The sequence below is a fragment of the Faucicola osloensis genome (assembly GCF_020041925.1).
GTDB classification, from domain to species: domain Bacteria; phylum Pseudomonadota; class Gammaproteobacteria; order Pseudomonadales; family Moraxellaceae; genus Faucicola; species Faucicola osloensis_D.
This window is the reverse complement of sequence record NZ_CP083409.1, coordinates 1,843,754-1,867,984: the sequence shown is the minus strand read 5'-3', so window position 1 is coordinate 1,867,984 and position 24,231 is coordinate 1,843,754. Positions and strand designations below refer to the sequence as shown.

20 protein-coding genes, 4 tRNA genes and 1 pseudogene are annotated in these 24,231 nt (G+C 45.3%); 10 read left to right on the top strand and 15 right to left on the bottom strand.

Annotated features, from left to right (window positions below):
• Positions 1-84 precede the first annotated feature (84 nt).
• The 7 genes and pseudogenes from LAJ61_RS08240 to LAJ61_RS08210 form a co-directional block, all read right to left on the bottom strand.
• Positions 85-1,161, bottom strand: a complete 1,077-nt coding sequence (locus LAJ61_RS08240; protein WP_224053528.1) for a WavE lipopolysaccharide synthesis family protein — start codon at positions 1,159-1,161, stop codon at positions 85-87.
• Between the two features lie 160 nt (positions 1,162-1,321).
• Positions 1,322-2,293 carry an HpcH/HpaI aldolase/citrate lyase family protein gene (locus LAJ61_RS08235; protein WP_224053527.1) on the bottom strand — a complete coding sequence of 324 codons (972 nt, stop codon included), beginning with the start codon at positions 2,291-2,293 and terminating at the stop codon, positions 1,322-1,324.
• A gap of 77 nt (positions 2,294-2,370) precedes the next feature.
• Positions 2,371-3,507 carry a cysteine protease StiP domain-containing protein gene (locus LAJ61_RS08230; RefSeq protein WP_224053526.1) on the bottom strand — a complete coding sequence of 379 codons (1,137 nt, stop codon included), beginning with the start codon at positions 3,505-3,507 and terminating at the stop codon, positions 2,371-2,373.
• Positions 3,508-3,509: 2 nt separating this feature from the next.
• Complete coding sequence (locus tag LAJ61_RS08225; RefSeq protein ID WP_224053525.1) at positions 3,510-4,340, bottom strand: hypothetical protein; 831 nt, start codon at positions 4,338-4,340, stop codon at positions 3,510-3,512.
• A gap of 103 nt (positions 4,341-4,443) precedes the next feature.
• Complete coding sequence (locus LAJ61_RS08220; RefSeq protein ID WP_224053524.1) at positions 4,444-5,655, bottom strand: phosphoribosyltransferase domain-containing protein; 1,212 nt, start codon at positions 5,653-5,655, stop codon at positions 4,444-4,446.
• Positions 5,656-5,682: 27 nt separating this feature from the next.
• Entirely contained in the window at positions 5,683-6,765 is a 1,083-nt protein-coding gene (locus tag LAJ61_RS08215) for an ATP-grasp domain-containing protein (protein ID WP_224053523.1), read from the bottom strand.
• 230 nt (positions 6,766-6,995) lie between these two features.
• Positions 6,996-7,110: pseudogene (locus tag LAJ61_RS08210) on the bottom strand (IS5/IS1182 family transposase); the annotation flags it as partial.
• A 160-nt stretch (positions 7,111-7,270) separates the two neighbouring features.
• On the opposite strand from LAJ61_RS08210, the gene LAJ61_RS08205 reads away from it, so the two are divergent.
• Positions 7,271-9,322 carry an OPT family oligopeptide transporter gene (locus LAJ61_RS08205; protein ID WP_224053522.1) on the top strand — a complete coding sequence of 684 codons (2,052 nt, stop codon included), beginning with the start codon at positions 7,271-7,273 and terminating at the stop codon, positions 9,320-9,322.
• A gap of 180 nt (positions 9,323-9,502) precedes the next feature.
• Here LAJ61_RS08205 and LAJ61_RS08200 read toward each other — a convergent pair whose 3' ends face one another.
• Positions 9,503-11,017 (bottom strand): aminoacyl-histidine dipeptidase, encoded by a 1,515-nt coding sequence (locus LAJ61_RS08200; RefSeq protein ID WP_224053521.1) that lies wholly within the window; start codon positions 11,015-11,017, stop codon positions 9,503-9,505.
• Positions 11,018-11,245: 228 nt separating this feature from the next.
• On the opposite strand from LAJ61_RS08200, the gene tauA reads away from it, so the two are divergent.
• The 4 genes from tauA to tauD all read left to right on the top strand — a co-directional run bounded on the left by tauA (position 11,246) and on the right by tauD (position 14,984).
• Complete coding sequence (tauA, locus tag LAJ61_RS08195) at positions 11,246-12,325, top strand: taurine ABC transporter substrate-binding protein (RefSeq protein ID WP_224053520.1); 1,080 nt, start codon at positions 11,246-11,248, stop codon at positions 12,323-12,325.
• Between the two features lie 29 nt (positions 12,326-12,354).
• Positions 12,355-13,134: a taurine ABC transporter ATP-binding protein gene (locus LAJ61_RS08190; RefSeq protein ID WP_224053519.1), complete on the top strand. Its 780-nt coding sequence runs from the start codon at positions 12,355-12,357 to the stop codon at positions 13,132-13,134.
• A 155-nt stretch (positions 13,135-13,289) separates the two neighbouring features.
• Positions 13,290-14,108: an ABC transporter permease subunit gene (locus tag LAJ61_RS08185; RefSeq protein ID WP_224054832.1), complete on the top strand. Its 819-nt coding sequence runs from the start codon at positions 13,290-13,292 to the stop codon at positions 14,106-14,108.
• A 12-nt stretch (positions 14,109-14,120) separates the two neighbouring features.
• Complete coding sequence (gene tauD, locus LAJ61_RS08180) at positions 14,121-14,984, top strand: taurine dioxygenase (RefSeq protein ID WP_228744258.1); 864 nt, start codon at positions 14,121-14,123, stop codon at positions 14,982-14,984.
• 138 nt (positions 14,985-15,122) lie between these two features.
• Here tauD and LAJ61_RS08175 read toward each other — a convergent pair.
• A tRNA-Arg gene (locus LAJ61_RS08175) sits at positions 15,123-15,198 on the bottom strand.
• A 277-nt stretch (positions 15,199-15,475) separates the two neighbouring features.
• Here LAJ61_RS08175 and LAJ61_RS08170 point away from each other — a divergent pair.
• From LAJ61_RS08170 to nagZ, 5 genes are all read left to right on the top strand, one after another.
• Positions 15,476-16,069, top strand: a complete 594-nt coding sequence (locus LAJ61_RS08170; RefSeq protein WP_224053517.1) for a c-type cytochrome — start codon at positions 15,476-15,478, stop codon at positions 16,067-16,069.
• A 149-nt stretch (positions 16,070-16,218) separates the two neighbouring features.
• Entirely contained in the window at positions 16,219-17,178 is a 960-nt protein-coding gene (locus tag LAJ61_RS08165; RefSeq protein ID WP_224053516.1) for an ABC transporter ATP-binding protein, read from the top strand.
• A gap of 1 nt (position 17,179) precedes the next feature.
• Positions 17,180-17,953 carry an ABC transporter permease gene (locus tag LAJ61_RS08160; protein ID WP_076774539.1) on the top strand — a complete coding sequence of 258 codons (774 nt, stop codon included), beginning with the start codon at positions 17,180-17,182 and terminating at the stop codon, positions 17,951-17,953.
• 29 nt (positions 17,954-17,982) lie between these two features.
• Positions 17,983-18,834: an NADPH-dependent 7-cyano-7-deazaguanine reductase QueF gene (queF, locus tag LAJ61_RS08155; protein WP_224053515.1), complete on the top strand. Its 852-nt coding sequence runs from the start codon at positions 17,983-17,985 to the stop codon at positions 18,832-18,834.
• Between the two features lie 135 nt (positions 18,835-18,969).
• On the top strand, positions 18,970-20,010 hold the full coding sequence (gene nagZ / locus LAJ61_RS08150; protein ID WP_224053514.1) for a beta-N-acetylhexosaminidase: 1,041 nt from the start codon (positions 18,970-18,972) through the stop codon (positions 20,008-20,010).
• A 127-nt stretch (positions 20,011-20,137) separates the two neighbouring features.
• Here the strand turns inward: nagZ and LAJ61_RS08145 are convergent, their stop codons facing one another.
• The 6 genes from LAJ61_RS08145 to LAJ61_RS08120 all read right to left on the bottom strand — a co-directional run bounded on the left by LAJ61_RS08145 (position 20,138) and on the right by LAJ61_RS08120 (position 24,204).
• A complete protein-coding gene (locus tag LAJ61_RS08145) occupies positions 20,138-20,710 on the bottom strand; it encodes a hypothetical protein (protein WP_224053513.1) in 573 nt (190 codons plus the stop codon).
• A gap of 255 nt (positions 20,711-20,965) precedes the next feature.
• Positions 20,966-21,041, bottom strand: a tRNA-His gene (locus tag LAJ61_RS08140).
• Between the two features lie 31 nt (positions 21,042-21,072).
• Positions 21,073-21,146, bottom strand: a tRNA-Arg gene (locus LAJ61_RS08135).
• A 62-nt stretch (positions 21,147-21,208) separates the two neighbouring features.
• Positions 21,209-21,285: transfer RNA gene (locus LAJ61_RS08130), tRNA-Pro, on the bottom strand.
• Between the two features lie 152 nt (positions 21,286-21,437).
• Positions 21,438-22,574, bottom strand: coding sequence for a quinolinate synthase NadA (gene nadA, locus LAJ61_RS08125; protein WP_224053512.1), 1,137 nt, complete (start codon positions 22,572-22,574; stop codon positions 21,438-21,440).
• Between the two features lie 187 nt (positions 22,575-22,761).
• Positions 22,762-24,204, bottom strand: a complete 1,443-nt coding sequence (locus LAJ61_RS08120) for a lipopolysaccharide biosynthesis protein (protein WP_224053511.1) — start codon at positions 24,202-24,204, stop codon at positions 22,762-22,764.
• Positions 24,205-24,231 lie beyond the last annotated feature (27 nt).

Below are 24,231 nucleotides of genomic sequence, written 5' to 3'. Positions count from 1 at the left end.
TGATGTTTAAAAATTGGCGTTTAATTGTTTAACTGTTGGAAAAAAGCTTACCATCTGTTGGGTAAGCTTTTTTATTTAGCGGATTTAGGGATAAAGACGCGAGAAAATCTGCTGTTGATCAACTGGGCTATTTTGATAAAACTCTGCCGCGGCAACACTTTTCATCACCGCTCGTTCATCCGCATGCGCCAAGCGGGTTTCGTCAACTTGGTTGGGATACCAATATTGATAAAATAGCTGATACCAGTCATCATGGCTGATGCAGTTCATCGCCATAAAAGCATCGGTCAATGTCCACTCGTATTTGGGTAACCGTAGTCCGTAGTCTGTCATATCAAGCACAATCACTTCACTCGCCAAAAATGCCTTGTGCGCGTCTAGAATCTGCTCGTTGAGCTCATTGTAATAGCTTGGTGTGGCAGCGTAGCCGATTTGATTGGCATAATGACTGGCAATATGCTGCTCGACAGCCAACCGCGTGCGAAAGGTATTGTCGGCAAATTTGGCATCGATGTCTTGTGCATGCGACTCAAAATAAGTGGCATTGTCACGACTCATCAGCGGTGCCGACCAAAACGCCTGCAGTCGATCAGTCTTGCCAAATTGCGCCCAATCGCTAATATGAAACGCCATATGCTCAAACATACTGGGGTCGATGGTAAAAAATGACGGCACCACAATCGGCGAATAGTCGGTTTCTTTAGTTTTTGAGGATAAATGGCTCTGCGAGTGCGACGTTACTTGCTGGGTATAATAGCGATAAAATTGTAGCAGATTGTCATTGAGCAAGTAGCTATCGGTGCGTAGTTTGAGCGCATATTCGGTGCTGACTTGGCTTAGACCCGCTTGCGTGGAGATGATTTGTCGATTGACGTTGTTAGGGGCGTCGTAGCCAAATTTGATATTGGGTAGCCCACCAGGATCTGGGTTTAAAATCAGCTGATCGATACCCAATTTGTCGGCGCTATCAAACTCGGTGGGCAACGCAAGCGTATCCCAAGTCGATAATACAATGGTTGCATGGGGCAAGGCTGCTCGGGTTTTGGCGACGTTAGCTATGAAATCACTGCCGTCATCGCCGCCCTTCCCTAACTGGTGAACGTTAATGCCACCTTGAAAAATAACCGTCACTGACTGACTGGGGAGAGTGTTTGCTTGCATAGGTTTCCATGATGCTGGTTATCAGTTAAATTGTTATCATAAATTATTGTTATCTGCTAACCCGTCATCATAGCGCAATTTTGTTCAATTATCGGTCAGTGATTTGTTATCTAACTTTGATATAACAAACTGTTAGACATTGGCTGTTAAACCTTAGCTTTTAGACATTGGCACGAAGCATCACACTGGTCGCCCACGCGCGATGCGTGGCTGGCTCAAGCATACTGTTGTCTTGCTTGAACACCGCCTTGGCATCGGCGGCAAGAATCGCGGTGGCTTGACTGCGCTCTATGTCGTTGACATAAAAAGCGTGTTTGACTGCAGCAATTTGCTCAGGGTGAATGATGGTTTTTCCCACCAGCCCCAAGGCGACATCTTGCCGCAATTCTTCAGCAAACAAGGCAGGTTTATCCAAATACTCAAACACGGGCGCAGTCAAATAAAAACCTTGCGGCACAAAACACGCAATTAACTGATAGATGAGTATGCCGACTGGGGTTTGATAGATCGTCACATCGGACGGGCGACGCAAGCGCAGCGAGGCAAATAAATCATTGCCGCCAATACGCAGTGCCAAAATCGACTGGCTAAACCCTTCGCTAAACGCTAGCGCCAGTTCTTGGTTGTGTATCGGGTTAAAGATGAGCCGAGTCTCAAGGGTCGGCATCAATAGCTGTGTCGATGGCAATGCCTGACAAGCCAATCGCCAATCGGCAAGACTTTGCATATCGATTTTTGGTAGCACAAAGCCATCCACTAAGGCAATCGTCTGCCAACTGGCAAGCTCGGTGAGCATCAAGGCGTTGCGCGGTCGGATAAACACCATGGGGCGTGAGACTCGCGGTGAAATTGGACGAGATTCATCGCCAAAACCATGCGTCTTGGCGTGCTGAGCCCATGTCGCAAGCAGCTGCTTTAAGTTTGCGAGCGCGGCAGGAATTTCACTTTCACTGACCGCATCTTCCAAACAAATTACGATACTGTCAATCTCAGCCAATTTTTGCTGGCTAATAATTTGCCAAATATCTTGGCGCGTGGCTGGCATATAAAGCGTCGCACCCAGCTGGTAGGGATTGATAGTCGGCGCAACAGACGCAGCCAAAAAATGATTTACAGGGTGTAATAGTGTCATAAAAGTACAATGTGCGTAAAAGAGCGGTTAGGATAAATGGGCGGCTAACAAGGTCGATGAGCGCAAAGATGCGGTTATCATTGGCTTCTATCCTTAATAATGGTGACAGCTTGGTAAGGTGCAATGCTAGTATCTTCAATTAGTTGAATATTTTTTTCCTCACAAAGATGCCGCAGTAATGCTGTATCTTGTCCGTCTGCCATCTCATTGACCAACACACATTCAGGGTCGCGCCGTAATATCGCGCGGGTCGCCTCGGCAATGGTGGGTTTGATACGGTTGCGATTGCGGATGGCAAAGCGCGCCACCAAGTCATCTATCACCGACTGGGTGGCAAAATTCGGCAACAACTTGCCTGTTAGTGGTGTTAGTAAGGGCGTTTGCTGACGCAGCGCATCAATGGTTTGGATAAACTCGCCACTGCGATCCCAACGCTGTAACTTGTCATAATACACTGCTTGGTGCAGTCCATCACTGGGCTCACGATACAGGGTGCGCGATATCAGCCCAGAGACAGTGCTATTGAGCAAACTTGCGGGCATCAGCCAATCATCATCACTTGCCGATAGCCAAGCCACCCCAGCAGGATCTGCCAACGTCACCAGTGGAATCACCCCGTCACCTTGGTGAAACAGTTGCGCTTGTTGCCGCTTATCAGTGATTTTGGCTAAACTTCGTTGCAATTCACCATAGATAGCCCCTTTACCCGTCCAACCATCGACAAACACAATCGGACTATGGGGATGCTGCTGCAAAATATATTGCAAGGCAACAGGGTCAAGCCCGCGGTCACGGATGATACTCACCCCGTAATGCTGACTGGCTAACGCATAGCTGGCAGATGCATCACTAAGCGCTTTTTGTAGCAAAACCCCAATCGGCAATCCTGCCCGCACGAGACTGACCAATATCAGCGGCTGCGAGGCACTCACACAAGCATGAAATAGCTGATGTAAGCTAAAGGCAAGGCTTGTGACATCATTTGCCATGCGCTGCTTGCCTGCCGCCAATGCTTGATTGTACAAGGCTTCATGCGTGGCGCTAGGCGGTTTTTCAAGCGTCAGCATATCTGAATAATGGCGCTGACCTGATTGGATTAACGCTTCTTTTTGCGTTGGGCTGATATCATGGACGCTATCAGCACTGACGATATCGAGCAGCAAGATAACCTCAGCAGGTAAATAACTACCCGAAAAATTAGCCTGAGTCATCATGATTATAAGCACCCTTGACTGATAGCATCATGCAGTTGCCCTCGATTGGGCGTGCCATACCAGTCCAATAATTGTAAAAACGGCAAATCCGCCAAACTATCACCAAAACCAAAACAAGGGCGGTTTTTATCCAAATGATAATCGAGCAAAAAACGCATCGCGTGATGCTTGTTGACGACGTGCGGCAACAATGCCAAGTTATTGGCATTAACATGGATATAAAACTCATCGCCCAAATCAGCCGCCTCATTTAGCACACTCGGCAGCTGTGCCGCAAACTGCAGCAAAGCATCATGGTCTTTATGCTGATGTTTGATGGCGACATACACCATCAAATCCGCCGCGTTATTGTCTACTATAAAGTGTTCATAATGTGGGGTAATGCGCAGTGCTTCAAACCCTGCCAATCGCGCCATAAGCTGGGTTAGTTTGGCTTGTAGCGCCACCAATTGCCCTGCCATTAGCCGCTGCCAACGCGCACACAGCTGCCCCGATGGTGCTACAATCACCGCACCATGGGTCAAAACTTGCCAACTATCAAACGGCAGTTTGACGCGCATAATCTCAGTGGTATCTCTTGCGGTGACGGGGATGAGCTCCGTTGATTGGGATAACCAATTAAAAAAATGCCGCTGCTTTGGCGTCAAAAAGCTCAATGGCGCATTCTGCTTATCGACGGTCGCCACCACTAACCCATCCATTGGCAATTGCCAAGCTGCAATTTTTCGCTGGGTTTGAAACAAGGTATCATCCAAATCCATCAACGCATAAGGCTTGACTAGCGCGACTTTTGATTCAAAAAAACGGGCTTCGGGTTTAAAAAAATCGGTCATTCACACTCACTTTTATCAAACTTAACTTTTATCGATTTTGTGGCTGATTGGGTTTTGGTTGTCGGATTTCAGGTATCGGACTTCGGTTGTCAGGTTTAGAATGTCAGATTTCGAGTCTTGGTGAAATTACCATGACATTATCAAAGCGCTGCCAAATCTCATCCACGCTATCTTGGGGGGTTTCCACGCACAATAGCACCCAATCCCACGCCTCAGGCGTCACGTTGTAAACAAAATTGGTCATGCCCAAGCCATAATGATCAAAGAACTTGATAACGCTAGTCACGGCGCTATCAGCATGGATGGCGATGGGTGACCGCGTTAAGGCAGAAAATTTGACATCCGCTTGATACTGCGCCAAACATTCGGCAAGCAGCAATGGCAACCAAACAAACTCATTACTGCCCAGCACCAAGATTTTTTGATGGGCGAATGACGCTAGGGTCAATTGTCTTTGGCGAAGCGTATGATGCAAACCTTCTAGCAAAAAATCCAATCCCGATGTACTATCGCGTGTCGGTTGCCTCCCCCAATTGCCGGTAGGTAGCAGTGGCTGACTGCCTGCCTCTGTGGTTGACACATTTGGCATGGTAACCGCCGGCGCATTTATCCTATCTGTCCACGTCCAATCTCCTGCCAGCAAATGATGGCGAAAAAAGGCGATGTCATTAAAAATATTATTATCCGTTTTGCCCAGTTTCTTGCCCAGTTTTTTGCCCAGTTTTTTGCCCAGCGACCAATCAACCAACGTCGCCAAATGCACTTGCTCAAGCTTACTCATTCCTGCTTGACGCAAGGCGTTGACCACATTTTGGCAGGTATTACCTGTGGAGGCTTCGTCATCGACCATAATCAAGGTTTTGGCGTTTTCAACGTGCGCTTGTAGCGCGCTGTCATCACTTTGGTAAATCAAATGCACGCTGGCATGACTATGATCTTCGCTAAACGTGGTGAAAAGCTCTGCTGCCTGTGCATGCCGCGTCGAGTTGAGCAAAATAGCCTGCGGATAACGCGCCTGCAGCACTTGATGAACCCCTGCCGACAGTCCGACTGCGGTCTCTGCCATACCAATCACCACAATCGGCTCGGGCAAATCATCGGGTATGAGAGTCGCCAACTGGGTGAAGGCTTGTCGCATCTTATCGGGGGATACCGGAATATGTCGCCCCAATACTTTGGATACAAACAAAAACGCGCGCTTGGGATTGATACGCTCAGCAAACCCCAACAAATCATCAAGCTGATAATCCGCAGTGGTTTGATAGCGTAAAGTAAGCTCGCCACGCGATAGCGAAATGGTTTTTTGCTCGGTCATGGCGTCTATTATCCTATTATTTTTGCGTTAACCGATTTTGACACTGGTCATCAGCGGGCGCACGATGCAAGGGGTGATGGTATCACGTACCGCTGGCAGATGCGGTTTGGTAATACAGCCTGACCAATAGGCAAAAGCTAATTGGGTTAGATTCATCGTGCCGTTGTCAAAGGCGTGATCGGTGTAACCAATCCCACCTGACGCGCGGCTATTGATTTCCAATACCTTGTGCATCCCATTTTCATCAGCTTTGGTTTGGATGCTCACAATACCATCGGCTTTTAGGGCTGCCACCAGACGCTTGACAAGTGCCATCACTGCCTCGTCATAGCCCACATGCTGCTCACTGCCTTCTTTATAGCGCGTCACTGCGGCTAACACTTCCCCTGTCTCACATACCACATCAATCGAATATTCTTTGCCTGCTAGATATGGCATCAATAGCATGGCAATGGGTTTGTCAGTTATCATTTGGCTATGGTTATAGGCGTGTAAAAATTGCGCAAGATGAATTTTTTTAGCATCGGTGAAGTATAAATGCTCAAAACTATCCCACGCATCGACCGCTGCGGTATCGAGTCGCCAAAACCCTTGCGCAAATATGCCTTTAACGGGTTTTACACATAACGGCTGCCCACCATGCAAGGCTAGCAGTGCCATTAACTCATCTGCATTAGCAAACTGCCAGCCACTTGCCACAGGGATGTCATGTTGCTGGCAAAAGGATGTAAAAGCGGCTTTATCATCCATTAATTCAAGCGTGGCTGTGTCAGTTGCGCCTGTCAACAACCGAATACCGGCTGCTTTGAAGTCTTGACGTCTGGCTTCGTAATCTTGGCTATTGCGCCCTGTGAGTACCACTTTGCTATTGTGCTTTTTGGCCTGTGCAAGTACAAACCCAACCCGCTCACTTGGCTCGGATAGCTCTTGGTACGCTATGTCGGCACAGTTTAAGATTTCTGGTCGTGGTTGTCGATGGGATGCCACGATGGTCATCGGTAAGTTATATTGGCATTTCATGGCTTGCATGGCACGTAGCATCTCACGCTGGCTTGACTGCCCTTCTGCCAACCAAATTGAAAACGGGGTATTACTGGGGTTTAAAATCATTCAATTTCCATTGGCAACGCATCATGCCATTTAACTTATTATCAACTGGATGAAAAGCCGTATCATAAATAAAATTGGGTTGGATGAATAGCATTTTTAGCATTTTATCCACTAAAAAATCTTGGGCAAATTAACGAGTGAGTAACGCAATCATAATTTTTTTCCTTTACCGCTTAAATGCTGGCTAAATCAGGGATAAAATCTGCAGACTGTTGTTAACTTAACCACCGTGATTTTAACCGTTTAACAAAGCTGTCTTCATCACCATTCAAATGAATTTTAAAGCCGCAGACAATTTTTACTTTGTCAGTGCTATTTTTTACTGACATAAGCGGCTTCATTATCTTAGGTATTAGATGATGCCGATATTCAGACCCGTAGTGTTTCGATGTTTCGAGGGTGAGGGTGCTAGATAAAAGTTATTGTTTTAGCAATAAAACGCAGTATAATCCATAATATTTTTTTTACTCACCATCAACTTTTGCTTTTACATGGAGATTTGCCCATGCAAGTTCAGCCTATCGGTGATATGTATGCCAATCACAAAGAATTGACGCTAAGGGGCATTATTCTTGGGGCATTAATCACTGTCATATTTACCGCGTCCAATGTATATCTTGGACTTAAAGTCGGTTTAACGTTCGCCTCCTCCATTCCGGCGGCGGTAATATCAATGGCAGTTTTAAAATTTGCCAAAGATAGCAATATTCTTGAAAATAATATTGTACAAACCCAAGCTTCTGCAGCAGGTACTTTATCGTCCATTATCTTTGTGTTGCCAGCGTTATTGATGCTCGGTTATTGGACAGGGTTTCCGTTTTGGCAAACCACTATTTTATGTATCGCTGGCGGTATCTTGGGGGTGATTTTTACTATTCCACTTCGCTATGCGATGGTGGTAAACAGTGATTTGCCCTATCCTGAAGGCGTTGCAGCTGCTGAAATTTTGCGGGCAGGCGAACAGGACACAGCAGCTGATACCCCCGCTCAGTCAGATGCCTCAACAGGTGCCAAGGATATTGTGATTGGTGGCGCGTTATCAGGCATTGTAGCGTTTTTGACCGGTGGACTTAGGGTATTGGCAGACTCGGCAGGCTACTGGTTTAAAGCAGGGTCGGCGATTACCCAATTACCCATGGGGTTTTCCTTGGCACTACTTGGGGCGGGCTACTTGGTTGGCGTAGCGGGTGGTATTGCTATTTTGCTGGGTATCTTTATTGCTTGGGGTGCAGCGGTGCCAATATTGACGAGCATGACGCCTCAGCCCAGCGACATGGAAATGTCGGCATTTGCCATGAAAATCTGGAAAGAAAATGTCCGTTTTATCGGTGCAGGTACCATTGGTGTTGCCGCAATTTGGACGCTACTGACGCTAATGAAGCCAATGATTGAGGGATTAAAAATTTCCATGCAGGCGCTCAAAGGTGGCAATTCATCAAACCTCAGTCGTATGGAGCAGGATTTATCGCCCAAAGCCATGATCGGTTGGACGGTGGTAATGACGTTGTTATTGGCGGTTAGTTTCTATCAGTTTGTGGCGGATGCGAGCTTGCCAGCGGGTTTGGCATGGTTGCTAGTATTGGTTTGTACCGCGGTCACCTTTATCATTGGTTTCTTGGTAGCGGCAGCGTGTGGTTATATGGCGGGCTTGGTTGGATCGTCTTCTAGCCCAATTTCAGGTATTGGTATTATCTCGATTGTGGTGATTTCGCTCATTTTATTGCTCGTTGGCAATGCCTATCCGCAATTGTTAACCACGGGCGATGGCAAATTTGTCACCGCGTTGGCGTTGTTCTGTGGTTCGGCGGTATTATGTGTGGCGACGATTTCAAATGACAATTTGCAAGACTTAAAAACGGGTTACTTGGTAAAAGCCACACCTTGGCGTCAGCAAGTTGCGTTAATGATTGGCGTCGTGGTAGGTGCATTGGTAATCTCCCCTATCTTAGAACTACTGTACAAAGCTTATGGCTTTACTGGGGCATTGCCTCGCCCTGATATGGATGCCTCGCAAGCATTGGGCGCACCGCAAGCAACCTTGATGACCACGATTGCCAAGGGGATTTTTGCACATAATTTGAACTGGGACTTTATCCTTATCGGTGTGCTGATTGGTGTGGTATTTATTGTCGCTGATACCTTATTACGCAAAACTTCAGCGGGTAAATACAGCTTGCCAGTTTTGGCAGTGGGTATGGGTATTTATTTGCCACCTACCATTAATATGCCAATTTTTATAGGCTCGGTGTTGGCATGGTGGATTAAAAACCATATCACCAAAAACAGTGCGGCGGCGCAACGTGAGCGCAACTTAAAGTTTGCAGAGCGCAAAGGTACGTTATTTGCTGCAGGGTTAATTGTGGGCGAAAGCTTGATTGGCGTTATTATGGCGTTTATTATTGCCGCGTCAGTCACGACGGGCGGCTCAGATGCACCGCTCGCGCTTAAACTTGCTAATTGGGACAACATTGCCCAATGGCTAGGGTTATTGGCATTTGTATTGGCTATCGTGATACTAGCCAGACGCGTATTGAGCAGTGCCAAAACATCGGCATAACAAGCATTAAAACCCAACATTCCTATAAACTAAACCCTTGAAAATCAGTGTTTTCAAGGGTTTTTCGTATCGCAGTGTAAAAAAATAGGCTCAACACCATAGGTTTAAAACCTTAAATTCAAAACCTTAGCGACGACATTTTTTCACAACTGTGATAGCAGCATAAGCAATCATTAGCAATTACAAAACTTTTAATAAGTCTAATAACACCTGCCAAGTTTTTGCCACGCTGCCGATTTCTACGCGCTCTTTGGGTGAGTGTGCCGCACGGATATTTGGACCAAAAGAAATCATGTCCATGTTTGGCGCTTTACCTTTAAATATGCCGCATTCAAGACCGGCATGAATCACCTGCAGCTTTGGCTCGCCTGCAAAATGACTTGCCATCACAGATTTTGCCACTGCCAATAGCTTGGAATCTGGGTCAGGTTGCCAGCCTGGGTAATCATCGCTTAACTCTAGCGCCGCCCCTGCCAAATCTGCTAAAGCTTGTAGCCGCTGGGCGATGTCATCTTTTGGGGTTTCACCCAAAGATCGCATCAGACAACGTATCTCAAGGGTGGCGGTTTGATCATTGTCATGAGTTTGGCCAAGCTTAACCACACCCGTGCTAATTGATGTATCTACCACGCCGGCAAAACTATCGCTCATCCGTATCACGCCATTGGGTAGGCTACGCAGCAAGTTAAGCACACGCTGACTGTCGGCTATACTAAGGGCGGACAGGTTGGTAGATGCCGGTGACAGCGCGTCCGTGTCGACTAGTTTTTCAACAGTCACGGTGAGGTTGGGTTCCGTGATTTTATATTCAGCTTGTAGCGTTTGCAAGATAGTGGGAAGCAACTGGCTGATACGCTCAAAATCACCCAACACCGCCGCAGAGGCTTCGCGCGTAATCACATTTCGCAGTACCCCACCTGTCCAGTGTTGTAGATAAAAAGGCGATGAGCCAAACAGGCTTGCCAGCACGCGCGCCAGTAATAAGTTAGCATTGGCTAAGCCTTTATGAATATCAATGCCAGAGTGCCCACCTTGTAAACCGCTCACCTTAATCACCATCGGCGTGACATCCTCGGTTACGGTAATGAGCGAGGAAGTTAACTGAAATGTTGCATCACGCCCGCCAGCACAGCCAATAAACAGTTCACCTTCATCTTCTGAGTCAAGGTTAATCATTGCAGGTGCGGTCAGCCACTCAGGGTGAATGGCTTGGACGCCGCCCATGCCGATTTCTTCTTCACAAGTCAAAATCAACTCAAGTGGTGGATGGACAATATCATTACTAAACGCTACCGCCAATGCCATAGCAAGCCCAATACCATTATCTGCCCCAAGCGTCGTATCGCTTGCCCAGACCCAATCGTCTTTAATGACAGGCTTGATAGGGTCAGTGATAAAATCATGGTTGGTGGTTTCCCCTTTTTGTGCCACCATGTCAAAATGCGCTTGGATAGCCACCGCAGGATGGTTTGCCATATTGCTATCAAGCTGTACGCTTGCTGGCTTATAGATAAAAATATTGCCTTTTTCATCTTTTTTGACCGTTAACCCGTATGGCTGTCCGCGGGTTTGTACTGCTTGAACAATAAAGTCACCCAATGCGTGTTCATGAAAAGTAGGATGTGGAATAGCACAAATTTGATCAAACCATTGCCAAACAGCAGTGGGTGACAGTTGAGAAAGATTGGTTGTCATGGTATTGCCTGATTTTTAGTGTATTAACTATCAAAGGCAATATTGTAGCGAATTTTACCTACAAATGGTCAGCTTATTTCTGGTTAGCTTAGTTATAGCGTGATTGGCAAATGCACAGTAATATTCCATTTTAGAAAATGGAATATTGTTAATATTATTTTACAGAATATACAGGTTTTTACATAATAATTCACATACAGAATATCTATGATGAATTAAGGGGTAAAAATGACTAAGCAAAATAAATTATTCGCGGCAGGGTTGACCGCAGGGATTGCGGCGATTGGCGCGGGCTATGTTTATTCTCAATCAAATTCGCAGTCACAAGCTCAGTCGCAAAATCAAGCAACCTCCAACAGCGCATCTTCAACGGGCAACACATCAACCGCAGATAGCAAGCAAGCCGTTACCATTGCTTATCAAACCGGGGTTGACCCAGCCAAACTTGCTCAAGCCGATAAAACCTATGAGCAAACCACGCAGCGTGATATCAATTGGCGAAAATTTGATACCGGTGCAGACGTCGTTGCTGCCATTAGTGCCGGCAGCATTGATATTGGCAATATCGGCTCAAGTCCATTGGCAGCCGCTGCCACCAAAGGCGTACCGCTTCAAGTTTTTTTGGTGACCAGTGAAATCGGTGAAGCGGAAAGCTTGGTCGTCAGAAATGCTAGTAATATCAAAACACCGCAAGATTTAATCGGTAAAAAAATTGCCGTACCCTATGTTTCTACCACCCATTACAGTTTGCTTGCCGCGCTGAAGCATTGGAACATTGACCCAAACAAAGTCACCATTATTAATCTTCGTCCACCGGAAATCAATGCAGCTTGGGAGCGAGGAGATATTGATGCCACCTATGTTTGGGAGCCGGTTTTAAGTAAAGTCAAAGCCACTGGGCATGTTTTGACGACTTCAAAAGAAGTGGCTAGCTGGGGTAGTCCGACCTATGACTTATGGGTGGTGCGTAAAGATTTTGCCCAAAAAAATCCTGACTTCTTAAAACAGTTCGTCAAAATCAGCACCGATGCCACCGGCAAATATAGCCAAGACCCTAAAGCCTTTATTGGCAATGCTAGTAACGTGCAAAAAATTGCGCAAATTACCGGTTCAACACCGAGCGATATCAGCACCCTACTGGCAGGCAATCGTTATCTACCGGTCAGTGAACAGCAGACTTTGCTACAAAAACCATTTGCCGACAACATCCGCAAAACGGCTGAATTTCTTAAGTCACAAGGTAAGGTGGATACTGTATTAGCTGATTATTCAGATTTTGTCACCAATCAATATTTGGATAGCAAGTAGTAGCAAGGCTTAACAAGGAATGAGATAGCATGAGCGGATTAGTGATTGAAAATTTAAGCGTACAGTATCCAACTACCCAGTCCAATAGCCACCCCACGTTGGCACTTGATAAGGTGAATTTATCATTGGCAGCGCAAAGTTTTTGTGTGGTGCTTGGGGCATCAGGCTGCGGTAAAAGCACTTTGCTCAACACCATTGCAGGCTTTATTCCTGTGACCCAAGGCGCGTTAAGCCTAGACGGTCAAGCCATCACCAAACCCAGTGTAGATAGAGCGGTGGTATTTCAAAACCATGCGTTATTCCCTTGGCTCAATGTCGCTGACAACGTCAGTTTTGCCGGCAAATTAGCAGGGGTCGATGCCAAAACCCAAGCCAAACAAACCGAGCAAATTTTGCAGTGGGTAGGACTAGAACATGCTGCGGACAAATCGATTTGGGAATTATCAGGCGGGATGCAACAACGTGTGGGCATCGCTCGCGTATTGGCATCAAAAGCCAAAATGTTGTTACTAGATGAGCCGTTTGCTGCCCTCGATGCTTTTATGCGCGAATCCATGCAAGAGCTACTGCTCAATATTTGGCAACAAAGCAAACGACAAATATTGTTGATTTCGCACGATATTGAAGAAGCGTTATTTTTGGCAACCGACTTGGTGGTGATGGGTCAAGGAAAAATTCTGCACCATTACCAGCCGACATTTAGCCAACGCTTTGCCCAAGGACAAAGCACTCGCGCCATAAAATCAGACCGTGAGTTTATTGAATGGCGAGAACAGTTATTTCAGCAAATTGTGGCGGGTCGTATTTGACAGCCAGCTAAAACTGCGCCAATTCATCATAATAATTTAACAGGAATTAGGTCATGACAAGCCAAACAATTTCTAAGATTGATACCGCAACACGCGCCGCTGATAAACCAATCGACCATCAGTCAGTGCCAACTGCAGCCGTTATTGAGACTACCATGACAACACCCCCTACCCCTGCCTCATCTTTTGTGTCCCAACATCATGGGGTGGTCTGGGGCTTTATCAGTGTGGTTACTGCCTTGGCAATTTGGTGGGCGGTGACTGCGACAGGACTGGTGCCAAGTTTATTTTTGCCAAATCCTACCAGTGTGTGGCAACAGTTTGTCAAAGTCTCCACGGAAGGCTATATGTCGGCGACCTTGATACAGCATACCTTTGCCAGCCTAGGACGAGTATTTATTGCCTTGGTTTTGGCAGTGGTTGTGGGTGTGCCTATCGCTATTTGGATGGGAACCAATCGCACAGTTCAGGCTATTTTTGACCCGTTACTCGAGTTTTATCGCCCAATTCCCCCGCTCGCTTACTTGCCATTATTGGTGATTTGGTTAGGGATTGGGGAGCTTACCAAAATCACGCTTATCTTTTTATCGATTTTAGCCCCGATTATTATCTCAACATTGCAGGGTATTTTGACGGTTAATAAAAGCCGCCAATTTGCCGCGCTATCGCTCGGTGCGACCCCATCGCAATTACTTTGGCATGTGACATTGCCATCGGCTTTACCGCATATCCTAACAGGAATTCGTATTGGTCTGGGTGTGGGTTGGTCCACTTTGGTGGCAGCTGAATTGGTAGCCGCAACTAAAGGGTTGGGCTTTATGATTCAGTCAGCCGCGCAGTTTCTATCGACGGATATTGTCATTCTAGGGATTATAATTATTGCGGTGATTGCGTTTATTTTAGAAATTTTATTAAGAAAATTACAAGCCAACCTTGCCCCTTGGTACGGCAAATATTACAGCTGTAACAAGTGATAACTGAACAATTTGGAGATCATCATGACCACGTTAACAATCGAAAAAATTACCCCAAATATTGGCGCGGTGGTAACAGGTGTCCACTTTAGCCAACCTTTGGTAGACACTCAACAACACGAAATTGAGCAAGCATTATTGACGCATCAAGTCTTATTCTTTCGTAAACAGGCAATTACCCCAAAACAACAAGCGGATTTTGCGCGTCAATTTGGCTCACTGCATATTCACCCGATTTTCCCTCAAGCCGATAATCAGCCAGAGATTGTACTGCTTGATAATCATAAAACCGATTTGCGAGACAATGCCATTTGGCATACCGATGTGACTTTTAGCGAAACGCCACCGCTTGGCAGTATTTTGGCAGCCAAACAAGTCCCAAGCCTTGGTGGTGATACGCTGTGGTCAAGCAGCTATGCGGCGTATGATAATTTATCGCCTGCGTTTCGCGCTTTTTTGGCAGGGTTGACGGCAACGCACAATATTATTCAATCCTTCCCGCAAGAGCGATTTGGCAATACCCCCGAGGGCTTTGTCCAGTGGCAACAAGCGCAAATTGACAATCCGCCTGTGGTGCATCCCGTCATTCGCACTCACCCTGTCACTGGTAAAAAATTGATTTTTGTGAATGAGGGCTTTACTACAAAGATAAATGAATTGTCCGACTCAGAAAGTAAAGCGGTACTCAATTTTTTATTCCAACATATTAGCAAACCTGAGTTTACGGTAAGATGGCACTGGCAAAATGATGACATTGCCTTTTGGGATAATCGCGCCACGCAGCACTATGCGACCCATGATTATGGCGATACGGTACATCGTGTCATGCACCGTGCCACTATTAATGGGGATAAACCGTTTTATCATTCAATCTAATTGTTGCTCAATTAATAGATTAAACAAACTTTTTATTAAGGATAAAACAATCAATGACAATGAGGTAAACTAAAAGGCAGATGATAGTGAATTTATCAATAGAATTAATGTTTTATATTAAGGATAAAATCAATAAAATGGTGCGCTCGGCGGGACTCGAACCCACGCCACAGGCTTCGGAGACCTGTACTCTATCCAGTTGAGCTACGAACGCTTATTGGCATTGAAAAAAAGCAGTGGGCTATTTTAGCAAACTTTTCGTGCAATAAGCAAATCATCAAAATCACTGCCAAAAACTGCTTGGCAAAGTTGATAGCACATATCAAATAAGCATAGCTTTTTCAGATAATTTTCCCTTATAATAGTATGGAAAATAAATCTATGTAACATTTATCGCATCAACGGATACAATCGAGCAATCTAATGGCTCATATTATCCGCTTTAAAAGTATTACGATAATTTAATTCACCTGTTTGAGAGAACGTGACGAATGAAAAAAGTAGTGATGTTATCAGCGGTTACTATGCTAAGTCTTGCTGGTATCGCTGTCAGCCAAGCTGAGGATAAAGCCAGTGCCCCCGCAGCGGCATCAGCTACCGCTAGCGCTTCAAGTACCGCGACTGCCTCAAGTACGGCAACTGCTTCAGCGCCTGCATCCTCTACCGCTCCCGCAAAAAAGGAAGCAGAAAAAGCACCTGAAGATCCACCTCAAGTTGCAAAATTGGTTGCATTATACCCAAATCTAATCGCACGTATTGCCCCCCAAGGTAAAGTTTGTTTTGAAGGTAAAGAGTGTGATATCACTATTGCCGCTGCATTGGGCGCCGCTGATCCAAATAAACCACGTGAAGGCAAAGTAATTTATGAAGGTGTGTGTCATACTTGTCACGCAGCAGGTCTGTTAGGTGCACCAAAATTTGGTGACAAAGGCGCTTGGGGTCCCCGTATCGCTAAAGGTACCGCTACCCTTCACCAACACGCGCTACAAGGCTTTAACGCCATGCCAGCCAAAGGTGGTAACGCTGATTTGCTCGATGTGGAAGTGACCAACGCGGTTGATTATATGGTGTCTCAAGCCAAATAGTCATTTTTAGCCCAGATAAAGCCTATCAACTGATAGGCTTTTTTAATTGTATCATTGATATAATTTAACTTAACTTAGTGCAGTCAAATCTTTAAACTGTCCAACCCATCCCCATTAAGGTCTCACCTTTAACCAGAACCTGCATTGCTATGGCAAACTTTGACACTACCATCCCTGCTCTAAAAATTACCCAGCTTACCAAAACCTACCCAAATGGTTTTGCCGCACTCAAAGGCATTGATTTGACCGTACCCCAAGGTGGATTTTTTGCCCTACTCGGTCCCAATGGTGCGGGTAAATCCACCACCATTGGTATTATCAGCTCGCTATTTAAACCCACCTCAGGCTCGGTAGAAATTTTTGGGGTAGATTTGCTTAAACAGCCTGCCAAAGCCAAGCAGTTTTTAGGTGTGGTGCCGCAAGAATTTAACTTTATGCAGTTTGAAAAAATCGAAGATATTTTGATTACCCAAGCGGGCTATTTTGGTATACCTGCCAAGCAAGCTCGCCCGCGTGCCGAAAAACTGCTTAAAGCATTGGGGCTTTGGGAAAAACGCGACAACAAAGCACGTATGCTCTCTGGCGGTATGAAACGCCGTTTGATGATTGCGCGTGCTTTAATGCACCGTCCCAAACTGCTGATTTTGGATGAGCCGACTGCGGGCGTGGATATTGAACTGCGCCGCTCAATGTGGGATTTTATGCAGCAAATCAACACCGAAGAAGGCACGACCATTATTTTAACCACCCATTATTTAGAAGAAGCTGAGCAGCTGTGTAAAAACATTGCTATCCTTGACCAGGGTGAAATTCGTATCAATACCGATATGAAAAGTTTGCTTACCAGCCTTGATGTGGAAAGCTTTGTGTTTGATTTGTCGCAACCTTATCTGTCATCGATTGTGTTAACCAATGTGGTAAAAACCAAGCAACTAGACCCGTTGACCCTTGAAGTCACACTCAAAAAAGGCGAAAGTTTAAATGATGTCTTTGCCCAGTTAACTGCTCAAAATATTCAGGTAGCGAGTATGCGTAACAAAGCCAATCGCCTTGAAGAGCTGTTTTTGGGGATTGTTGAAAATAATTTGACTGAAAAATTGGAGAATTAACATGGATTTTCAGCACCAGTTGGTTGCATTTAACACCTTGTTAGTCAAAGAAATCCGCCGAATTCTTCGCATTTGGCCGCAAACGCTATTGCCCCCTGCCATCACCATGAGTTTGTATTTTATCATCTTTGGTAAAATGATTGGCGCTCGGGTTGGCGATATGGGCGGTGTCTCCTACATGCAGTTTATCGTGCCTGGCTTGATTATGATGTCAGTGATTACCAATAGCTACTCCAATGTGGTATCGAGTTTTTTTGCCACCAAGTTTCATGGTAATATCGAAGAGATGCTGGTCAGTCCGATTTCTAAACATACCATTTTACTGGGTTTTATCGCGGGCGGTTTGTTTCGGGGGTTGACCATTGGCGCGATTGTGACGGTGCTCGCGTTGTTTTTTACTCAGTTATCACTGGTGCATGCATTTGTCACGATTTTTACCGTGGTGATGACCTCAGCATTGTTTTCGCTGGGCGGTATGATTAATGCGGTATTTGCCCGCTCGTTTGATGATATTTCCATCGTACCCAGTTTTGTGTTGACACCCTTGACGTATTTGGGCGGTGTGTTTTATTCACTTAAAGATTTATCAGGATTTTGGCAAAACATATCGCTACTAAACCCCATTGTTTATATGGTCAATGCTTTTCGCTATGGTATTTTGGGTCATTCAGATGTCAATGTATGGTCATCTTTGGTAGCGATTGGGATTTTTACCGCGATATTTTATGGCATTGCGTATTATCTTTTAGCAGATGGCTCACGCGTTCGTTTATAACTTAGATAACTTAGTTAAATTAAAAAAATATGAAACCACTTGAAACTCACGGTATTTTGGGTCAATCCACCCACTATCCAAAAACCTATGCTCCCGATATGCTCTACCCCATTCCGCGCGCATTAGGACGAGCAAACCTAGCGCTGCCTGCTGACGCCTTAAGTATTGGCATGGACTGGTGGCAGGTTTTTGAGATGTCTTGGCTGAATTCGCACGGCATATCACAGGTGGCAATGGCGCGCCTTGCCATCCCTGCCACATCAGACTACATTGTCGAATCAAAATCGCTCAAACTTTATTTTAATAGCCTAAATTTCACTGAATTTGACAACCAACAAGCTGTTAAAGCAACGGTGGAAAAAGACTTATCGGCTTGTATAAAAACCGATGTGACGCTTGAGATTTTTGAGGTAAACATCGCAAATAGCTTACCTATCAGCGCGCCACAGGGTGACTGTATTGATAACGCGTTAGATAATAGCGGTAAAAAAATCGCCATTGTCAGTGATGTCGATTCCTCAAGCTTGACCGTTGCTCATCAAGGTACCTCGGATAGCCAGTTACAAATTTTGCATTCGCATCTACTGCGTTCAAACTGCCCTGTCACCAATCAGCCAGATTGGGGAACACTGGAGATTCAGATAGATAGCCAAGCGATTGACCGAGCAGGACTGCTTGAGTATATTTTGAGCTTTCGTCAGCATAATGGCTTTCATGAACAATGCGTTGAGCAAATTTTTAGTGATTTAACCCAAGCCTTTGCGCCAAAAACGCTTATGGTACGCGCATGGTACACACGCCGCGGCGGGATTGATATCAATCCTTGTCGGGTGAGTGATATCAGTTTGTTGCCGTCACCGTCACGGCTTAACCGTCAGTAATATTCGCTAATAATAATCGCCAGTAAGCTAGTCGCATTTTTATCAAAAAAAGCGTATGCTATGTTTTTTCAAAATTTTTCTGCCGCCAACTATATCTAACAGTTGACGGCAAGCAATACCCAGAAGGATTACCGCATGCAAGCAGTCGGTCAACTCATGCTTGATATTGAAGGCACAGCGCTTAGCCTAGCAGACGAAGCACTGCTACGCCAACCGGAAGTTGGCGGCGTGATTTTGTTTGGGCGTAATGTAGAAAGCCCTGAGCAAGTACGCGAACTGACCGATAGTATGCGTGCTATCAAGCCCAATATTTTAATTGCGGTTGACCAAGAAGGTGGACGTGTCGCTCGCTTGCGCGCGGGTTTTTCGCCGCTACCTGCAATGGGTAAACTTGGTGAAAGGTTTGAGCATGACCCTATCACTGCGCTTGACCTTGCTTATTGTGCGGGCTATTTGATGGCAAGCGAAGTACTAGCAGTTGGGATTGATTTTAGTTTTGCGCCTGTACTTGATATCAATGGGGAGAGCCGCGTGATTGGTGATCGCGCGTTTCACGCCCATCCGATTGCAATCACCGCCTTATCTGCTGAATTCATGCGTGGCATGAAGCTTGCCGGAATGGCAACCACGGGTAAGCATTTTCCTGGTCACGGCTCAGTTGCACCGGATTCTCATGTGGATGATGCCACCGATGAGCGCAGTTATGATGAGATTCGCCAATACGATATGCAGCCATTTATTCGCAACAAGCCGCTACTAGATGCGCTCATGCCCGCTCATGTGGTATTTAGCAAAGTTGATAACAAACCTGCAGGGTTTTCATCGATTTGGCTGCAACAGATTATTCGTGGCAAATTAGGATTTAATGGGGTACTGTTCTCCGATGACCTGTCGATGAAAGCGGCACATGTTGCCGGTGATGCAGGCGACCGTATTGCGGCTGCCTTAACGGCAGGTTGCGATATGGGATTATTGTGTAATGACCGCCCTGCCGCGTTGGTTGCGCTTGAGCGTTTGCAAAAACAGCCGACACTGCTCAATACCACCAGCCAACATCGGTTATCTAGCATGAAAGGCAATATCAAAGGTTGGCGGGGCTCACTGGCCGACTCAGCCAAAGACTGGTCACATTGGCAAAGCAGTCAGCGTAAGGTGCTAGAAAATTTCTTTGCATGAATTTGCTTAAAACAAGAAAATTTAAAACGAGCAACTTTAAAAAAAAATTTAAAAAAAGCAACGCGGCAACGTTGCTTTTTTTGTGGCTACTTTTTCATAGCTATTTTTTTAACTATATTTTGATTCATCAATTGACATAGCGTAGTTGACCAATCATTTTTTGCAGATGCTCACTACTTAACTGACTCCAGATGTTATAAAAACAGCCATTGTTCAGCACTAGGTAAGCCAGCATTTTACCCTGTGGGTTATTGCCTTCTCGCCCAAGCGTCACATAACTGCCATCGGCATAGTTTTTACGATATGCCCAGCCCTCATACAAGTCACGTTTAGACGTCGTACCGGCGTTGGCTACGCCATAAGCACTGCGCAAAGGCTTGCCTTTATAGTTCTTCAAATCATACGCCACCGCAAAGCCACCTGAAAAATTAGCAGCGCGTGATTGTGCAGTTTTGATATTCGCTGATGAATGATTAGCAATGGCTAAAATTGGGCAATATTGATAATCAGATTGCCGCCATTGCTGTTGATAAACTGGGCTAACTTGGCTACTTTTGAGCGGCGCATGCGATTGCCAAGGGGATTTTGGCAGCCTAGTAGCCGCTTGGGCAGTATTGACAAATAAGTTAACAAGTAAGCCAGCACTTATAGCAAAGCTAGTCATAGCGAGTTGATGACACATAGCGTTACGTCGTCTCATATTCAGGGTCTCACGCGATTTTATTTTATGTTTGTTATTAGGTAAAATCGCATTATTGGCAATTTACCTTTACTAGCTTATCTTTTAGTACACTATATGACCCTAGTATATAAAATAGATAATTGTTCATCATAAAAAGGTGTAGCAAAACCGTTGTTTTTGTATAACAAATTTGCAAACGTGATAAATAGATAAGGGAACAGGCAAGGCATAAAAAAGCCCTTAATTCATTGAATTAAGGGCTTTTTTAGAATATGGGGCGAATGATGGGACTCGAACCCACGACAACCGAGATCACAACCCGGGGCTCTACCAACTGAGCTACATCCGCCATAAGATAGGTTTTACAGACTAGCAAAATGCGCGCCTGACAGGATTCGAACCTGTGACCACCCACTTAGAAGGCGGGTGCTCTATCCAACTGAGCTACAGGCGCATAAAAAAAGCCTGCTCGGCTCTTGATTCATTTTTTTAACTTGGGTAAGTTTAAAGAATGAATGGTCGGAGTGAAAGGATTCGAACCTTCGACCCCCTGGTCCCAAACCAGGTGCACTACCAAGCTGTGCTACACTCCGATTGCCTAACTAGGCTTAATTGTTACTTCAACACCTTAGCAATGGTAAGCTTAAAGGCTATCATCGCTAAGTGGTGCGTATATTAAAGCAAGTTAGTTAGGCTGTCAACGACTTTTTTCAATATTTTAAAAAGAGACAATGGTTATTAACGCCTATCTTTTGAGTGTGGCGCCAAACGCGAGCATTCGATCTAGGGGTTTTTTAGCTTGTTCGATTAGCTGCGCCTCAACAAAAATCTCATGCGGTACGGCATCAGGCGTGCCTACTTTCTCCAGTGCATGGATGATTTGGTCTAAATCATTCATCGCCATCCACGGGCAGTGCGCACATGAGCGACAGGTTGCACCTTCGCCACGTGTCGGCGCTTCGATAAACACCTTATCTGGCGCGGCTTGCTGCATTTTATAAAAAATGCCGCGATCGGTCGCGACGATGAACATCTTGTGCGGCAGGGTTTGCGCCGCTTTAATCAGCTGACTGGTGCTACCGACGGCATCTGCCATTTGGGTCATCTCAATCGGTGATTCTGGGTGCACTAGCACCGCCGCATCGGGGTACATCTCTTTCATGGTTTTTAGGCTGCGGCTACGGAACTCTTCATGCACGATACAAGCGCCATCCCACAGTAGCATATCTGCACCCACTTTTTGCTGGATATAACGCCCCAAATGCTGGTCAGGTGCCCAAATGATTTTTTCACCTTGGCTGTCTAGATGGTCAATGAGCTCAACCGCGATACTCGATGTCACCACCCAATCTGCCCGCGCTTTAACAGCCGCTGAGGTGTTGGCATACACGACCACAGTACGGTCAGGATGTTGGTCACAAAACGCGCTAAAGTCTTCAATCGGACAACCCAAATCTAGTGAGCAAGTGGCTTCTAGCGTTGGCATTAATACCGTTTTTGCAGGACTTAGGATTTTAGCGGTCTCGCCCATGAATTTGACACCTGCAACAATCAGCACATCAGCATCACTATCACGCCCAAACCTTGCCATCTCTAAACTATCCGACACAATACCGCCTGTGGCTTCGGCAATTGCTTGGATTTTTGGGTCGGTGTAATAGTGAGCAATTAACGTGGCATTATGCTGTTTTAACAAATCAGCAATGCGCTGTTTTTTTTCTGCAAATTCGGCATCGTCAATCTGAATATCTTGAGGTATACCGAGCTTATCGAGATGTTGTTTGACAATGTCTTTGGCAGACACTGCTATCAGTTGCTCATTATTCGCTAATAGAGGATTGGCTAGCTGGGTAGTTGCTTGTGGCGTACTTGATTGTTGCATGAAAAACTCCTTCTCATGAGATGACTTACCCATGTCTATCACAGGTAAGTAGCAATTCATTGATTCTCCTGCTGTTACTATAGCAAACTTTTTTGCGCAAGGTGAATCAATTGCGACTAGTAACTGATATAAGGATCATTTGGCTAAATTAAATACTGGGACCCATTAAAATCTTATTATGGCTCAATCATGACGCTTTTGCTTTTACCAAACGTTTTAATAGCGAGCGCTCGCTATAGCCGATTAAGCCAATATAGACCAGTAATAAGGTATTGGATAACCAAAAATTCATTTGAAAAGCACTGACGATTATCACGCTAAACAGCATCAGCGTACCCAAAAAGAAAACGATTTTTTTGGTTTGGTAAGGTATCGGATAAAAATGCTGTCCAAGCGCGTACGATACTATCATCATGAGGAAATAAACAAAAAGCGTCACCCATGCCGACACCATAAAGCCGTATTGTTTTAAAAACAGCATATGGAGCAAAATAGTCAGCCCCGCCCCAAGCCACGAGATGGCTGAGCCAATCTCAGTACGGTCAGTTACCTTATACCAAGTTGATAGGTTGTAATAAATCCCAAAACATAGGTTCGCAATGACGATAATCGGCACGATATTAATCGCTGTCCAATAACTGGGATCGGTGATAAATAACCGTTTGAGCCATGAAATATTGGCAATAATCCCAAGCGCCACCACCGATGCAAATAAAGCAAAGTACTCTGTCATCATGGCATAAGTATGTTTGGCATTGGCGTGGTGCATTTGTTTGAATAAAAACGGCTCAATCCCCATCCGATATGCAGTTACAAACAAAGTCATTAACACCGCCAATTTGTAGCAGCCACCGTATGCGCCCGCATCGCCTTTATCAATCATATAATATTGAATGATTTTATCGAAATTTTCATTCACCATAAACGCCAACCCTGCCAGCATGACCGGATAGGAATAACGAATCATACGTTTAAACAAGGCTTTATCAAAATGTAAGCGTACTTTTTTGATAATTGGAAACAGCATCATAAAAGTGGCGAGACTGGCAACTAAATTGGCAAAGAACGGATACGCCACTTGCTCGCTCAAACCGAAACTTTTGGCAGCCTCAATGGGCACAAAGCGAAATAGCGCAATAACCACCACAGTTTGTATCAAAATCGACACCACGCGCACCACCGAATACTTCACAGGCTGGTTGTGATAACGTAGCCAAGCAAACGGAATGGTACAAATCGCATCAAAAAATGCAATCCAAGCAAACCAGCGCAAAAATTCAGGATGACTGCCATAATCCATCAGAATTGATAGCGGATTGCTAAATAGCAACACCATGACCAAAAAACCGCCTGCCAACATGGCAATAAACCAAAACGCCGTGCTAAACACATTTTTTTCGGCGGCGCCTGTTTTATCTTCTCCTGAGAAACGAAAATAAGATGTTTCAAAACCAAAAGTGAGCACAATATTGATAAAAGCAATCCAGGCATATAAGCTGGTAAAGATAGCAAAGGCTTCTTTATCGATGTAATTGATATACAACGGATTGAGTAAAAAGGTAATGACACGGGGTAAAATCGCACCGATACCATAGATAATGGTTTCACCTAACAGTCGTTTGATATTCACAGGCTATCCAAAGTTAATGTCGCTTGA